Below are 15181 nucleotides of genomic sequence, written 5' to 3'. Positions count from 1 at the left end.
TGGCGCTCGGGTCATTTATTTCAATCGAGCAACATTCCTTCGCCACCGACATCAAGCAGACATTTTCCGGCAAAACCCCTCTGGCACCCTGCACGCCTTCCAATTTCCGGGGGCTTTTCATGAAGGCTTTGCACAGCAGGTATACCGCCGAGGGGCCTGGCGCCAACTATCCGTTGATCCTCAGCCAACGCACCAGTGCGCCGGCAGACGATACGCCAATCCTGTTCCAGGAGTTCTGTCTGGGGCTGGCCGGCGACCAGAGCCGGATTGTCCTGCGTCGCTATTTCGAGCAATACAGCCCAGCCAATGCGCAATGGGTGGAGTACGCCCATTCGATCCCGACGGCCGACCTTATCCACTGGATCATGAGCCACGGCCAGTTGCAGATCGAGAGCTCGGAAAACGCCCTTTTAAAGCTCAAGGAAGCCCCTCGATGAGAAGCCATTGCCTGATGTCGGTGTTATGAACGGCGTCCCTGAGCCTGTCGGCATGCGGCAGCCAAAAAGTCGAACACACGGGGTTTGTGCATGATTACAGCGTTTTGCAAGCGCACACGTCGCCGTCGGGTCAGGAAGGGTTGGGCCAGTGATCTGGGTCAATCGTATGCGGTGATTCGGCGGTAGATCATCTGACGAATCAGGCGTTTTTTAGAAGGCAGATCAAAAGATCGCAGCCTTCGGCAGCTCCTACATAGCCCGGTACTGCTGGCATCGCGCAACTGATCATGCTCGGGGAGCTGGCGGTGAATCGGGTGCTGGATAATCTGCAGGTGCCGCAGTAGCAGGCCGCTCTGACAAGGCTCGAATGATGTGTTGTGGTTGCTGACGCTTTCGGGAGCAAGCCCCCTCCCACAGGGATCTGTGGTCGACACAGATCCCTGCCACACCGCCAAACCTGTGGGAGCGGGCTTGCTCGCGAAGGCTGACTCACAGGCAATACATTTGTTCTCGGACAAGACCCGCCGCCCCGTTCAATCGGGACGGCGGGTTTTGTCGTTTTCGCAAGGCAAGATCAGCAGATCAAGCCCGTCGACAGCTCCGGCAAGGGAAAAAAAGCAGCGAGCAGTGAATTATTTCGTGTCCGCATGTATCTGACCCAAATAGCACGCGCCATCAAAAAGATGGCAACTACGCTGCAAGATGGATCAGTAAAGAGAAAACCCGGATGAAATCACGTAAAAACAGCGTCAAACCGATCGGCCTGAAAGACATCACCATCGTCGACGACGCCAAGATGCGCAAAGCCATCACCGCGGCTGCGCTTGGCAATGCCATGGAATGGTTCGATTTTGGTGTGTACGGCTTTGTGGCCTATGTGCTCGGCAAAGTGTTCTTCCCCGGCGCTGATCCGGGCACGCAAATGATCGCCGCACTGGCCACGTTCTCGGTGCCCTTCCTGATTCGGCCGTTGGGTGGTCTGTTCTTCGGCGCACTGGGCGACAAATACGGGCGGCAGAAAGTCCTTGCCGCGACCATTGTCATCATGTCGCTCAGCACTTTCGCCATCGGCCTGATTCCCTCCTATGCCTCGATTGGCATCTGGGCGCCCATCTTGCTGTTGCTAGCGAAAATGGCCCAAGGCTTCTCGGTCGGCGGCGAGTACACCGGCGCCTCAATCTTCGTTGCTGAATATGCGCCCGACCGCAAACGTGGATTCCTCGGCAGCTGGCTGGATTTCGGCTCGATTGCCGGTTTCGTCCTGGGTGCGGGTGTGGTGGTGTTGATCTCCACCACGCTGGGCGAAGCCAAATTCGAGGAATGGGGCTGGCGTCTGCCGTTCTTCCTCGCGTTGCCGCTGGGCATGATTGGCCTGTATCTGCGTCACGCGCTGGAAGAAACCCCGGCGTTCCAGCAGCACGTTGAAAAACTTGAAGAAGGCGACCGCGAAGGTCTGGCCGGCGGCCCGAAAGTGTCGTTCAAGGAAGTCGCGACCAAACACTGGCGCAGCCTGATGACCTGCATTGGCGTGGTGGCGGTGACCAACGTCACTTACTACATGCTGCTCACCTACATGCCGAGCTACCTGTCGCACAACCTGCACTACAGCGAAAACCGTGGCGTGCTGATCATTATCGCGATCATGGTCGGCATGTTGTTCGTGCAGCCGTTGATTGGTTTTGTCAGTGACAAAATCGGCCGCAAGCCTTTCATCGTTGTCGGCAGTATCGGCCTGTTCATCCTCGCCATTCCGGCGTTCATGCTGATCAACAGCGGCAAGATCGGCCTGATCTTCGCAGGGCTGCTGATGCTGGCGGTGCTGCTGAACTTCTTCATCGGCGTGATGGCCTCGACCCTGCCGGCGATGTTCCCCACGCACATTCGCTACAGCGCTTTGGCCGCAGCTTTCAACGTTTCGGTACTGATTGCGGGCCTGACCCCGACCGTCGTCGCCTGGCTGGTGGAAAGCACCAATGACCTGTACATGCCGGCGTACTATTTGATGGTGATTGCCGTGGTCGGCCTGGTCACTGGCGTGACCATGAAAGAAACCGCGAACAAACCTCTACGAGGTGCTGCACCGGCGGCTTCCGACCTTGAGGAAGCGAAGGAGTTGTTGCAGGAGCACCACGACAATATCGAGCAGAAGATCGAAGACATCGACGCCGAAATTGCCGAACTGGAAGCCAAACGCAAGAATCTGGTGCAGCAGCATCCGCGGATTAACGAGTAACACCCTGCACAACAGTGTGGCGACGGAGCGTGCTCTCTCGCCACAGATTCACTGGTCTTCGGGTACCTCGGCGCTTGTCAGAAGGCCGTGGCAGATCAAGCTCAAAACGCCGCGCATGTGCAAGGCATGCGCCTCCCGATCCGGCGTCGCCTCGGTCGCCAGGCGAATAAACGCGATGTTTGCGTATTGGTTGAACAACGTCGCCGCCAAGTCGATATCGACTGACTCGCGTACCTTGCCCACGGCCTGAAAATGCCCCAGTAGCGCCTTGGTCTCTTCGATTACCGCCGCATTCCACGGCGTCAATGCCTGCGCCAATTCCCCGGTGAACAGAAACGGCGCCAACTCACGCCACAGCGAGGCCGGCATGGCTTGCAGCTGGTAGTCAGTCATCAAGCCTTCGAATTCGCACAATGCTTGCAGCGGATTGCTCTCGTCATCCAGATTCGCCCGCGCCTCACGCATGGCTTGCTCGTCTGGCTGTTTGAGCAACGCCAACAAGATCTCCTGCTTGCCGCCGAAGTAGTTCGTCACCGTTGGCGCTGAAACCCCCGCCTCGTTGGCAATCTGCTCCAGCGTGGTAGCGCCGAAGCCTTGGGTTTTGAACAACGCCAGCGCGGCCTCGGCAATCACCTGCCGGCGCTGTTCCTTTTGCCGTTCTCGAAGTCCGCTCATGTTGCCTCTGATGATCCTTTGCCGATGCTGCTCAGCCTACGGATATCTTTTTTCATCGACAAATCTTTTCTTTACATAAATATTTTTAGATGACAAATATTAATCGTGCAACGCTGGAATGAACCTACCCCACTCTGGAGATGAGCCATGTCCGCCGAATTCGATCCGACTCGCAGCACCCGTGATTTTCAAGCCGCCGACGCCGCGCACCACATCCACGCGTTCGTCGATCAGAAGGCGCTCAACGAGGAAGGCCCGCGAGTGATGGTCAGCGGTGATCGCCTGGCGCTGTGGGACAACGACGGCAAGCGTTATCTGGACGGTATGTCGGGGCTGTGGTGCACCAACCTCGGTTACGGGCGCAAGGATCTGGCGGCCGCCGCGACCGCGCAGCTTGAGCAACTGCCCTACTACAACATGTTCTTCCACACCACTCACCCGGCGGTAATCGAACTGTCCGAGCTGCTGTTCAGCCTGTTGCCCAAGCACTACAGCCACGCGATCTACACCAACTCCGGCTCAGAAGCCAATGAAGTGCTGATCCGCACCGTGCGCAAATTCTGGCAGGTGATGGGCAAACCCGAGAAGAAAATCATGATCGGCCGCTGGAACGGCTACCACGGCTCGACCCTGGCGGCGACGGCGCTGGGCGGGATGAAGTTCATGCACGAAATGGGCGGCACCATCCCCGACGTCGCGCACATCGACGAGCCCTACTGGTTCGCCCACGAAGGCGACCTGAGTCCGCAAGAGTTTGGCCTGCGCGCGGCGCGGCAACTGGAGGAGAAGATTCTTGAACTGGGCGCCGACAAGGTAGCGGCCTTCGTCGCCGAACCGTTTCAGGGCGCGGGTGGCATGATCATCCCGCCGGCCACTTACTGGCCCGAGATCCAGCGCATCTGCCGCCAATATGACGTGCTGCTGTGTGCCGATGAAGTGATCGGTGGGTTCGGCCGCACAGGTGAGTGATTCGCTCATCAGACTTTCGGTTTCGAGCCCGACACCTTGTCGATCGCCAAGGGCCTGACCTCCGGCTACATCCCCATGGGCGGCTTGATCCTGTCGCGGCGCATGGCCGAGGCACTGGTGGAAAAAGGCGGTGTGTTCGCTCACGGCTTGACCTATTCCGGGCACCCGGTGGCCGCCGCGGTGGCGATTGCCAACCTGAAAGCCTTGCGCGATGAGGGCGTGGTGAATCAGGTGAAAACTGACACCGGGCCTTATCTGCAGAACTGCTTGCGGGAGGTGTTTGGCAATCATCCGCTGGTGGGTGAGATTCAGGGCGTTGGTTTGGTGGCGGCGTTGCAGTTCGCGCAAGACAAGCCGACTCGCAAGCGCTTTGCCAACGAGCACGACATCGCCTGGCGTTGCCGCACGATCGGCTTTGAGGAGGGTTTGATTATTCGTTCAACGTTGGGGCGGATGATCATGGCGCCTGCGTTGGTCGCCACCCGTGCGGAGCTGGACGAATTAGTCGACAAGACGCGGATTGCGGTGGATCGCACGGCTCGGGAGTACGGTGTTCTGTGAACGGCTGACAGGGCGGCTGCTCCCACCGTTTTTTTGCGTCTCGCACACCTTAAATCCCTGTGGGAGCGGGCCTGCCGGCGCTGGCGTCAGCCCATTCACCGCTTCAATACTTGAGCCACCGCGTTCTTGCGCAGTCGCGCTTCCATCAGCGCCTGCAGAGGGAGCGCGCTTGTTCAGCCAACGACTTTCGGCAAGCGCCGTTGCCACATGATGAGAGAAATAGCGGAACTGCCATCACGGCCAAGGGTCAAGTAATCAGGCAGCTTACTTAAGCCGGCTGCCTCGCTTCCCCTAGTCATGAGAGGGCATTTTTTGTCTACATCTAACGAGTTGATCAATGCGAAAGCCGCCACTGGCATCGTGGGCCTGGATGACATCCTGGCCGGTGGCCTGTCTCGCGGTCATGTTTTCTTGCTGGAGGGCGAGCCAGGCACCGGTAAAACGACAGTCGCCTTGCATTTTCTAATGGCCGGCGCGAAAGCTGGCGAACGCTCGTTGTACATCACGCTCTCGGAAACCGAGCGTGAGCTGCGCCAGGGTGCGCTATCCCATGGTTGGGAACTCAACGACCACATCAAGATCTTCGAGCTGACGCCGCCGGAAAGCCTGCTCAATGCCGAACATCAGCAGAGCCTGCTGTACTCCTCCGATCTGGAGCTTGGGGAAGCCACCAAGCAGATTTTCGAAGCCGTTGAACGCTTCAAACCAACCCGTGTAGTGCTCGACAGCCTGTCGGAAATTCGCCTGCTGGCGCAAAGCTCCCTGCGCTATCGTCGGCAGATTCTGGCGATCAAGCATTACTTCGTGCGTTACAACGCGACAGTTCTGCTGCTCGACGACCTCACCACCGAATCCCTCGACAAAACCGTACACAGTGTTGCCCACGGGGTGGTCCGTCTGGAAGAGCTCACGCCCAATTACGGTGCCGAGCGCCGACGTGTGCGAGTGGTCAAGTATCGCGGGCAAAAGTACCGCGGCGGTTATCACGACTTCACCATCATGGGCGATGGCGTGCATGTCTTTCCGCGCCTGGTGGCCGCCGAGCATCGCGGCGACTACCCGCGTCTGCAATTGACCAGCAACATCAAGGAGCTGGACGCATTGCTGGGCGGTGGCATCGAAACCGGCTCCAGCACATTGATCCTTGGCCCGGCGGGTACCGGTAAATCGTTGATCTCGATGGTTTTCGCCGCCGCCGCCGTGGCACGCGGGGAAAAGGCTGCGCTGTTTATCTTCGACGAAGAACTGGAACTGCTCTTCGAACGGATGAGAAACATCGGCATTGATCTCAAGGCCCTGCGTGCCACCGGCAACTTGCTGATCGAACAAGTGGACGCCGCCGAATTGTCCCCGGGCGAGTTTTCTCACCGAGTGCGGCGCTGTGTCGACGAAGGCAAGATCAAAACCGTGGTCATCGACAGCATCAACGGCTATCAGGCCTCTATGCCAGAAGAAAATGCCCTGGTGCTGCACATGCACGAACTGTTGCTGTACCTCAACCGTAGAGGTGCGGCGACCTTCATGACCGTCGCCCAGCATGGTCTGGTCGGCGACATGCAAGCGCCGGTGGATATCACCTATCTGGCCGATACGGTGATTCTGTTGCGTTACTTCGAAGCGCTGGGCAAAGTCCGCCGCGCCATCTCCATCATCAAAAAACGCACGGGCAGCCATGAATCGACCATTCGCGAATACCGCATTTCTACCCAAGGCATGACCATCGGCGAGCCGCTGGAAGCCTTTCAGGGCGTGTTGCGCGGTGTACCGACCTACCTCGGCGCGAGCAAGCCGCTGCTGCAGGAAGAGAGCTTGTGACAGCCTCGGTACCGATTGCCGAGCGCGCGTTGATACTGGCGCCTCTGGGTCGCGATAGCCAAATTGCGCTGACGATTCTCAAAGAGGCCGGTTATGGCGGTCTGATTACCCCCGACCTTGCTACGCTGTGTGCAGAACTGGAGCCCGGCGCCGGGCTCTTGCTGATTTCTGCAGAAGCCTTGCGCGGCCCGGAGCTGGAAGCGCTGTTCCTTTATCTGGAGCAACAACCGGCCTGGTCGGACCTGCCAATCGTCCTGTTGACCCATCACGGCGGCCAGGAACAAGGCCCCTCCTCACGGCTCAGCGCTTTGCTGGGCAACGTGACGTTCCTTGAGCGTCCATTCCATCCGGCGACCCTGGTCAGTCTGGTCTCCACCGCCCTGCGCGGGCGACGACGCCAATACGATGCCCGCGACCGTCTGATCGACCTGAGTGAAAGTGAACGGCGCCTGCAATCGACCCTGGAAACCCTTGAGCAACAGGTCGAGGAACGCACCGCGCAACTGCGGCATAACGAAGAAGCGTTGCGTCAGTCACAGAAAATGGAAGCGGTCGGTCAGCTCACCGGTGGTATCGCCCACGACTTCAACAACATGCTGACCGGGATCATCGGCAGTCTCGAACTGCTGCGCAGGCGTCTGGCGCGCGGGCGCACGGACGATCTCGACAGTCTGATCGATCTGGGCGTGACCTCGGCCAACCGTGCCGCTGGCCTGACCCATCGGCTATTGGCGTTTTCCCGGCGTCAGTCGCTCGACTCCAAAGCCGTGCAGATGAACACGCTGGTGCTGTCGATGGGCGAGCTGTTGCAGCGCAGCCTCAACGAAAGCATTCAGCTGGAAATGCGCCTGAACGACAACCTGTGGATCGCCGAGGCTGACCCCAATCAACTGGAAAGCGCCCTGCTCAACCTGGTGATCAACGCCCGCGACGCCATGCCCGAGGGCGGCAAACTGGTGGTCGAGACCAGCAACCAGGTGCTCTCACGCGAATTCACCGAGGCCTACCCCAATCTGGAACCCGGTGACTACATCATGCTCAGTGTCACCGATAACGGCAGTGGCATGCCGCAAAGCGTGATCAGCCGTGCTTTCGACCCGTTCTTCACCACCAAACCGATCGGCCAGGGCACCGGGCTCGGCCTGTCGATGATTTATGGCTTCAGCAAACAGTCGCGCGGCCACGTCTCGATCGACAGCGAGATTGATCAGGGCACCACGGTCAGGCTCTACCTGCCGCGTTTTTGTGGTGAAGAACTTGAACACCCCGCCACCGATATCCAGCAAACCCCGCATGCCATGGATGGCGAAACCGTACTGATCGTTGAGGATGACCCGGCCGTACGCCTGCTGGTCAGCGCGGTACTGAGTGAACTGGGTTATGCGTTTGTCGAGGCTGGAGATGCCGACGGTGCCGTGCCGATTCTCAACTCGGCGCAGCGCATTGATCTGCTGATCAGCGACGTTGGTTTGCCAGGCATGAACGGTCGGCAACTGGCGGAAATCGGCCGGCAATACCGCCCAGGGTTGAAAGTGCTGTTCATCACCGGATACGCCGAGCATGCGGCGGTGCGCGGCGGGTTCCTCGACTCGGGGATGCAGATGATCACCAAGCCGTTCACCTTCGATCTGCTGACCGCCAAGGTCCGGGAAATGATCAAAAGCTGAGCCGATATACAACTGTAGGAGCGGCCCGAGCCTGCGGCAGCTCCTACAGGGAGATACTCAGGTCAGGCGCTGTGGATCAGGCCAACAGTTCTTGAATCTTTTCCTGCAGCACGTCCAGGTCGAACGGTTTTTCCAGAATCGGCGCCTTGAGCGTGATCGGGCTGCCGGTCTCGCGAATTTCCTGCGGATAACCGCTGATGAAAATCACCTTCAGATCAGGCCGCAGCTTTACGGCGGGCTCGGCAATCTGCACGCCGGAGATACCACCGGGCAAACGAAAGTCGGTAATCAATACATCCAGATGCGGCTTGCTCGCCAGAATCTCGAACGCCTGTTCGCCACTTTCTGCCTGCAACACGCGGTAGCCCTGCCCCGACAGATAATCTGTCAGCACCATCAAGATAACCGGTTCGTCCTCGACGACGAGTACTACATCTTGCGCATCTACGCTCATGGGAAGCCTTTGTTCGGTCAATAGCTGCTGATACGACCGTGCGGTCACTCAGAGGTTGCGTCGGATTTGCCGTTTTCCTGAATCGGCAGACAAACGCGAAACAGGGCGCCTTCGTTGATTTCACTCTCGACGACGATAGAACCGCCATGGGCGGCGACGATCTGCTCGGAAATGAACAGACCCAGTCCGAGCCCGGCCACTACCGTCTTGGCGGAAACCCGTTCGAACTGTTGAAAAATGCGTTTCTGGTTCTCGGCACTGATGCCGATCCCGTGGTCCTGCACCTCGACCCGCGCTTCGTTGCCTTGACGGTAAACGCGCACCTGAACCGGACTTCTGCCGCCGTAACGCAAGGCGTTGGTCAACAGATTGGAAATCACCTGCTCGATGCGGAATTCGTCCCAATAACCCTCCACCGGCAACTCTGCCTCAAAGGTCACTGCCGTTTCCGCCGCCTCCATCTGCTGTGCGAAGTTTTGCAGCAGATTGGCGACCAGTTGCACCAGATCGAAACGGTTTGGCCGGATCGATAACTTGCCGGTACGAATCCGTGACACGTCGAGCATGTCCTCGATCAGACGAATCAGGCTTTTGATCTGGCGCTCGTCGCGATCGACCATGGCGTGCATTTTGTCGAGGGTGAACGCCGCGGCGTTGTCCCGCGCCAGGTGCATCTTGCGTAACTGGGTTTCGAGGATCAGGCCATTAAGCGGCGTGCGCACTTCGTGGGCGACGATCGACATGAAGTCATCACGCATGCGCACCGCTTGCTCAAGCTCCAGCTGGGTGCTCTGCAACTGTTGCAGCAGCGCTTCCTGCTCGCGTCGGGCCTGCTCCAGCGCTTCGACCTGTTGCTTCATGGCCTTGCTCTGGCGGTACAGATCAACAAAGACGTTGACCTTGCTCTTCACCGCATGGATATCCAGCGGCTTGTGCAGGAAGTCGACGGCCCCGCTTTCGTAGCCTTTGAACGCGTAGTTCAGTTCACGGCCGGCAGCGCTGACGAAAATGATCGGGATGTTCTTGGTTTTCTCGGTGCCGCGCATCAACTCGGCCAGTTCGAAGCCGTTCATGCCGGGCATCTGCACGTCAAGGATGGCCATGGCGAATTCGTGTTGCAGCAGCAGCGACAGTGCTTCGTCCGCCGACAGCGCCTTGTAGACAGTGCGATCTTCACGTTTGATCAGCGCTTCAAGCGCCAGCAGGTTCTCGGGCAGATCGTCGACGATCAGCAGTTTTGCCTGGATATTACTCAGCATGCGATTCGTTCCAGCTCGACAAGCAGACGGCCGATGCCGTGGATGGGTAAAACATGATCCGGCTGCTGGGTTTTCAGGGCAGCCAGAGGCATGGTCGCGACTTGGGCGTCGGCGGGGTCCTGGACGACGGTCAGCCCGCCACGGCGTTTGACCTGTGCCAGTCCACGCGCGCCATCATGGTTGGCGCCGGTCAGCAGCACAGCGGCCAACTTCGGGCCATAGACGTCGGCGGCGGACTCGAACAAGTAATCAATCGAGGGCCGGGAATGATGATTGCGATCCTCTTGGCTCAAGGACAGGCTGCGATCCTGTTCCACCGACAGGTGATATCCGGGCGTGGCGAAATACACCGTGCCCGCCTCGATATCCTGCTTGTCCGTCGCCTCTGCCACCGGCAACGACAGACGTCGGGCAAACACTTCGGCCAGTTGGCTACGGCGCTCTTCCGGCAGGTGCAGCACGATAATGATCGGCAATAAAAACCCTTGGCGCAGTGGCGCGAGCAGGTTCAGCAAGGCCTCAACGCCACCGGCAGAAGCACCGACCACAATAGCCTCGATTCGAGGCAGATCCGCAGTGTCGTTCATGATTTGCGGTAGATCCGTTCTTGTTTCACCAGTGGTTCGAACTGGTTGGCGTAGCTGGAAAAATCCAGCGTTTCTTTGCTGCCCAGCACCAGAAAACCGCGATGGCACAGTGACTCATGGAACAACCCGAACGCCCGATCCTGAAGCTTCTTGTTGAAGTAGATCAGAACGTTACGGCAGGAAATCAATTGGGTTTCGGAGAACACGCTGTCGGTCGCCAGACTGTGGTCGGCGAACGTCACGTTTTCGCACAGGCTCTTGTCGAAAATCGCGTAGCCGTAGGCCGCCGTGTAGTAATCGGCAAATGAACACTGACCACCGGCCTGCTGGTAGTTGGCGGTATAGGCGCGGACGTTTTCCATTGAAAAGATCCCCTGCTTGGCCTTGTCCAGCGAGCGCGGGTTAATGTCGGTGGCGTAAATGATCGTCCGATCGAGCAGGCCTTCTTCGCGCAGCAGAATCGCCATCGAATAGACCTCCTCCCCCGTGCTGCACCCGGCGATCCAGATCTTGATCGACGGATAGGTTCTGAGCAGCGGCACCACTTCCTGGCGAATCGCCAGAAAGTGCGACGGATCACGAAACATCTCGCTGACCGGAATCGTCAGCAATTGCAGCAACTGCATGAACGCGGTCGGGTCGTGCAGGACTTTTTCCTGCAACGCCGAAATCGTCACGCACTCGAACTGGCCCAATGCGTGTTGTACCCGGCGCTTGATCGAAGCGCCGGAGTAATCGCGAAAATCGTAGCTGTACTTGAGGTAGATCGCCTCAATCAACAGCCGCAATTCGATTTCGGTATTTCGTTCCTGAGGATGACTGCGTTCCACTAAATGCGTTCCATCTTCGGTAACCACACGCGAATCAACGAGAACAAGCGATCCAGGTCGATGGGCTTGGCCAGATAATCGTTGGCGCCCGCCTGCAGGCAGCGCTCCTGATCGTCCTTCATGGCCTTGGCCGTCACCGCAATAATGGGCAGTTTGCGCCAGCGCGGATCCTTGCGGATTTCAATGGTGGCTTCGAAGCCATCCATTTCCGGCATCATCACGTCCATCAGCACCAGGTCGATGTCCTCGACTTCATTGAGTTTCTCAATCGCTTCACGGCCATTACGACCGATCACCACGACTGCGCCTTTGGTCTCCAACGCACTGGTCAGGGCGAAGATGTTGCGCACATCGTCGTCCACCAGCAACACTTTGCGACCCTCAAAGACCTTGTCGCGACTGCGCGCGGTCTTGAGCATCTTCTGCCGTTCATGGGACAACTGCGATTCGACTTTGTGCAAAAAGAGTGTGACCTCATCGAGCAGGCGTTCCGGCGAACGCGCACCCTTGATGATGATCGAGCGCGAATACTTGCGCAGGTCGGCCTCTTCGTCACGGGTCAGGTTGCGCCCGGTGTAGACAATGACCGGCGGGAACGAGCAGATGTCCTCGGTGGACATGCGCTTGAGCAGTTCGTTGCCGAGCATGTCCGGCAGCTTCAAGTCGATGACCATGCAATCGAAAATCGTCGTGCGCAGCAGCTCCAACGCGTCCTGGGCCAGGCCCACGGCGGTGATTTCAATGTCGTCGTCGCCAATCAGCCGCGCGATGCTCTCGCGCTGCAAATCGTCGTCTTCGACCAACAGCACGCGCTTGACCTTCTGGGTCAGCTTGGCTTCGAGGCGGGCGAAAACGTCCTTGAGCTCTTCGCGTGTGGTCGGTTTGACCGCGTAACCGATCGCGCCCATGTGCATTGCCGCTTCGACCCGATCCTCGACCGAGATCACATGCACCGGGATGTGCCGGGTTTCGGCGTGTTCTTTCAGGCGCTGCAATACAGTCAGACCGGAATGGTCCGGCAGGCGCATGTCGAGCAGGATCGCATCCGGGACGAACTCGCGCGCCAGGTCATACCCTTCATCGGCGCCGTGGGCGACCAGGCACTGATAGCCGAGTTCGTGGGCCAGATCGTAGAGAATGTGTGCAAAGTTCGGCTCATCTTCCACCACCAGAATGCAGCGGGTGGCGAACGGTGCCTTGTCGCGGTCATCGGCAAAGCGCGGGATGTTCACCGGCGCCAGCGGTGAAACCACAATCGCCGGGGCAACGGCCGCTGTCACGGTGTGTGCAGGCGGGGTGAAGGTCAATGGCGCATGCGATACGTCGGTGGACTCGTTGTACTGCTGCGGCAATACCAGCGTGAACACACTGCCCTGCCCCGGCGCGCTGCTGACGCTGATCGAGCCGCCGAGCAACGTGGCCAGATCGCGCGAAATCGACAGGCCCAGCCCGGTGCCGCCGTATTTGCGATTGGTGGTGCCATCGGCCTGACGGAACGCCTCGAAGATGCTTTCCTGCTGATCGGCGGCAATGCCGATGCCCGAATCGCGCACGATGAACGCAATGCGCTCATTCGGCTGACCGCTGATGGTCAGGCTGACAGTGCCCTGTTCGGTGAATTTCACGGCGTTGGACAGCAGGTTTTTGATCACCTGCTCCAGGCGCTGGCGGTCGGTAAACAGTGTCACCGGTGCGTCCGGAAGCAGATCAACGCTAAAGGTCAGGCGCTTGTCGGCGGCCAGCGGTTCAAACACGCTGCGCAGACCATCAGCCAAGCGCGCGACGCTGGTATTTTCCGGGATCACTTCCAGCTTGCCGGCCTCGACCTTGGAAATATCAAGAATGTCGTTGATCAGGTTGAGCAGATCGTTGCCGGCAGAGTAGATCGACTCGGCAAACTTGACCTGTTCGGCGCTGAGATTGTCCTGCGGGTTCTCCGCCAGCAACTTGGCCAGAATCAGCGAGCTGTTCAGCGGCGTGCGCAGTTCATGGGACATGTTGGCGAGGAATTCGGACTTGTACTTGCTCGAACGCTGCAGTTCTTCGGCGCGCTCTTCAAGTTGCACTTGCGCCTGATTCAGTTCGGTGTTTTTCAGGTCCATGGCGTCGCGTTGCTCGGCCAGGGTCTGCGCCTGTTCGGCGAGCTGTTCGTTGGTCTGCTCCAGCTCGATTTGCTGGGTTTCCAGATGCGCCTGGGATTCCTTGAGGATCCGCGATTGCTCTTCCAGCTCTTCGTTGGCGGTCTTCAGCTCTTCCTGCTGGACCTGCAACTCTTCGTTGAGTTGCTGGGTTTCGGCCAGCACTTCCTGCAAGCGCTGACGGTAGCGAGCGGCCTCGATCGAGGTGCCGATGTTGCCGGCAATCAATTCCAGCAATTCGATATCGCGGTCGTTGAGCGGACGCAGGAAACCCAGTTCGATCACGCCGTTGACCCGTTCGTCATCGCTGGTCGGCACCACCAGCACGCTGTGCGGCAGGCCTTGCCCCAGACCGGAGCTGACTTTGAAGTAATCCGACGGTACTGAATCGAGACGAATAAGCCGCGCCTGCTGCGCGACCTGGCCGACAATGCCTTCGCCGCTGTAGATCGACTGGTCCTGCTCTTCCTGCTCGCGAGAGAAGCCATAAGTCGCCACTCGCTTGAGGCCACCGTGCTCTTCGCGTACGTAAAGCGCCGCCACGGCGGTGCCGAGATATTGCGCGCAGAACTGCAAAATGTTGCGGCCCAGCAGGTTGAGCGTCAGTTGTCCCAGCACCTGCTCGGCCAACTCGGTCTGCCCGTTACGCAGCCATGCTTGCTGCTCCAGGCGCTCGGCACTGGCGTTCTGCGACGCCAATGTGGCGCCGTAGCTTTCGGACAGGTTGACCAGGTCACGACGCCCGATGTACGCCAGCAACGCACTGATGCCCGCCACAAAAATCAGGTACAGGGTGATGCTCCAGATCGTGGTGCGGCGCACTTCTTCGTTGCGTGTGGTGCGCAACTGCTGCTCCATGTCGATCACGTCTTCAAACTGCTTGCGAATCTCGTCGGTCAGGCGCTTACCGCGTCCGGCCTTGACGGCGCCTCGGTAATCCCCGCTGCTGCGCTGCAGATCGATCATCGATTGCGCGTAGGTTGCCCATTCAATCTGCAAGGCCTGGAGACGGCGCAAGCGATCGGTCTGCACTGGATTGTCGGCGGTCAGTTCGAGCAAGGTATTGAGCGCAACGGCGATTCGCGGCTTGGCCGTTTCGTACGGATCGAGGAAATGCTCGTCGCCGCTGAGCAGAAAGCCGCGCATGCCGGTTTCCAGATCCACGGTAAGTTTCACCGCTTCGTTGGCGTTATTGATCACCCGGTCTGTGTGTTCGACCCACTGAATAACCGACAGCAGATACGTGATCAGCGACACGAAGAACACTGCACTGAGCACGCCAACACCCAGCGGCAGGCTGATGTTGCGACTCAGGAGTTTGCGAAACCGTTGCTCATCTACCGAAGACGGAGAGGACATGGGGCAGCCTTGTCGAACTGTTGAAAACCAGAGAGTTTGCCCCAAAACAGCGGTATGGATCCATTTTTCCTGCAGCTTTAGCTGTAAATCGGCGTAATTGCCCACACCGGGGCCTCGCGCAGCAGTTATCCTTCCCGAACGTTCAGCCGCTATGCTTTTTTGCGTTCATGCGGGGAACTTGTGGCACTGCGCCACTT

10 protein-coding genes and 2 pseudogenes are annotated in these 15181 nt (G+C 58.8%); 6 read left to right on the top strand and 6 right to left on the bottom strand.

Annotation, left to right across the window (positions count from 1 at the left end; genetic code table 11):
• The first annotated feature begins 119 nt into the window (after positions 1-119).
• From ATI02_RS08760 to proP, 3 genes and pseudogenes are all read left to right on the top strand, one after another.
• Positions 120-437 carry a hypothetical protein gene (locus tag ATI02_RS08760; RefSeq protein ID WP_100846049.1) on the top strand — a complete coding sequence of 106 codons (318 nt, stop codon included), beginning with the start codon at positions 120-122 and terminating at the stop codon, positions 435-437.
• A 269-nt stretch (positions 438-706) separates the two neighbouring features.
• A pseudogene (locus tag ATI02_RS33240) lies at positions 707-781 on the top strand (DUF6124 family protein); the annotation flags it as partial.
• 383 nt (positions 782-1164) lie between these two features.
• A complete protein-coding gene (gene proP / locus ATI02_RS08750) occupies positions 1165-2670 on the top strand; it encodes a glycine betaine/L-proline transporter ProP (RefSeq protein WP_095189824.1) in 1506 nt (501 codons plus the stop codon).
• Positions 2671-2718: 48 nt separating this feature from the next.
• Here proP and ATI02_RS08745 read toward each other — a convergent pair whose 3' ends face one another.
• The gene (locus ATI02_RS08745) at positions 2719-3345 is read right to left on the bottom strand and encodes a TetR/AcrR family transcriptional regulator (RefSeq protein WP_100846048.1); all 627 of its coding nucleotides are present in this window, start codon (positions 3343-3345) and stop codon (positions 2719-2721) included.
• Positions 3346-3492: 147 nt separating this feature from the next.
• On the opposite strand from ATI02_RS08745, the pseudogene ATI02_RS08740 reads away from it, so the two are divergent.
• The 3 genes and pseudogenes from ATI02_RS08740 (at position 3493) to ATI02_RS08730 (ending at position 8357) form a co-directional block, all read left to right on the top strand.
• A pseudogene (locus ATI02_RS08740) lies at positions 3493-4875 on the top strand (aspartate aminotransferase family protein).
• 312 nt (positions 4876-5187) lie between these two features.
• Entirely contained in the window at positions 5188-6690 is a 1503-nt protein-coding gene (locus ATI02_RS08735) for an ATPase domain-containing protein (RefSeq protein WP_100846047.1), read from the top strand.
• Entirely contained in the window at positions 6687-8357 is a 1671-nt protein-coding gene (locus ATI02_RS08730) for an ATP-binding protein (RefSeq protein ID WP_100846046.1), read from the top strand. Before ATI02_RS08735 ends, ATI02_RS08730 begins: the two co-directional genes overlap by 4 nt.
• A 76-nt stretch (positions 8358-8433) precedes the next feature.
• Here the strand turns inward: ATI02_RS08730 and ATI02_RS08725 are convergent, their stop codons facing one another.
• The 5 genes from ATI02_RS08725 to ATI02_RS08705 are packed head-to-tail and all read right to left on the bottom strand — an operon-like array spanning position 8434 to position 14984.
• Positions 8434-8811 carry a response regulator gene (locus tag ATI02_RS08725; RefSeq protein WP_100846045.1) on the bottom strand — a complete coding sequence of 126 codons (378 nt, stop codon included), beginning with the start codon at positions 8809-8811 and terminating at the stop codon, positions 8434-8436.
• 44 nt (positions 8812-8855) lie between these two features.
• Positions 8856-10070, bottom strand: coding sequence for a hybrid sensor histidine kinase/response regulator (locus tag ATI02_RS08720; RefSeq protein WP_095189830.1), 1215 nt, complete (start codon positions 10068-10070; stop codon positions 8856-8858).
• A complete protein-coding gene (locus tag ATI02_RS08715) occupies positions 10064-10657 on the bottom strand; it encodes a chemotaxis protein CheB (RefSeq protein ID WP_095189831.1) in 594 nt (197 codons plus the stop codon). Before ATI02_RS08715 ends, ATI02_RS08720 begins: the two co-directional genes overlap by 7 nt.
• Positions 10654-11487 carry a CheR family methyltransferase gene (locus ATI02_RS08710; protein WP_100846044.1) on the bottom strand — a complete coding sequence of 278 codons (834 nt, stop codon included), beginning with the start codon at positions 11485-11487 and terminating at the stop codon, positions 10654-10656. The genes ATI02_RS08715 and ATI02_RS08710 overlap by 4 nt, the downstream gene beginning before the upstream one ends.
• On the bottom strand, positions 11487-14984 hold the full coding sequence (locus tag ATI02_RS08705) for a response regulator (protein WP_100846043.1): 3498 nt from the start codon (positions 14982-14984) through the stop codon (positions 11487-11489). The genes ATI02_RS08710 and ATI02_RS08705 overlap by 1 nt, the downstream gene beginning before the upstream one ends.
• Between the last annotated feature and the right edge of the window lie 197 nt (positions 14985-15181).

Origin of the sequence: Pseudomonas baetica (genome assembly GCF_002813455.1) — a bacterium.
Taxonomy (GTDB): Bacteria; Pseudomonadota; Gammaproteobacteria; order Pseudomonadales; family Pseudomonadaceae; genus Aquipseudomonas; species Aquipseudomonas baetica.
This window is presented reverse-complemented; position numbering and strand designations above follow the sequence as displayed.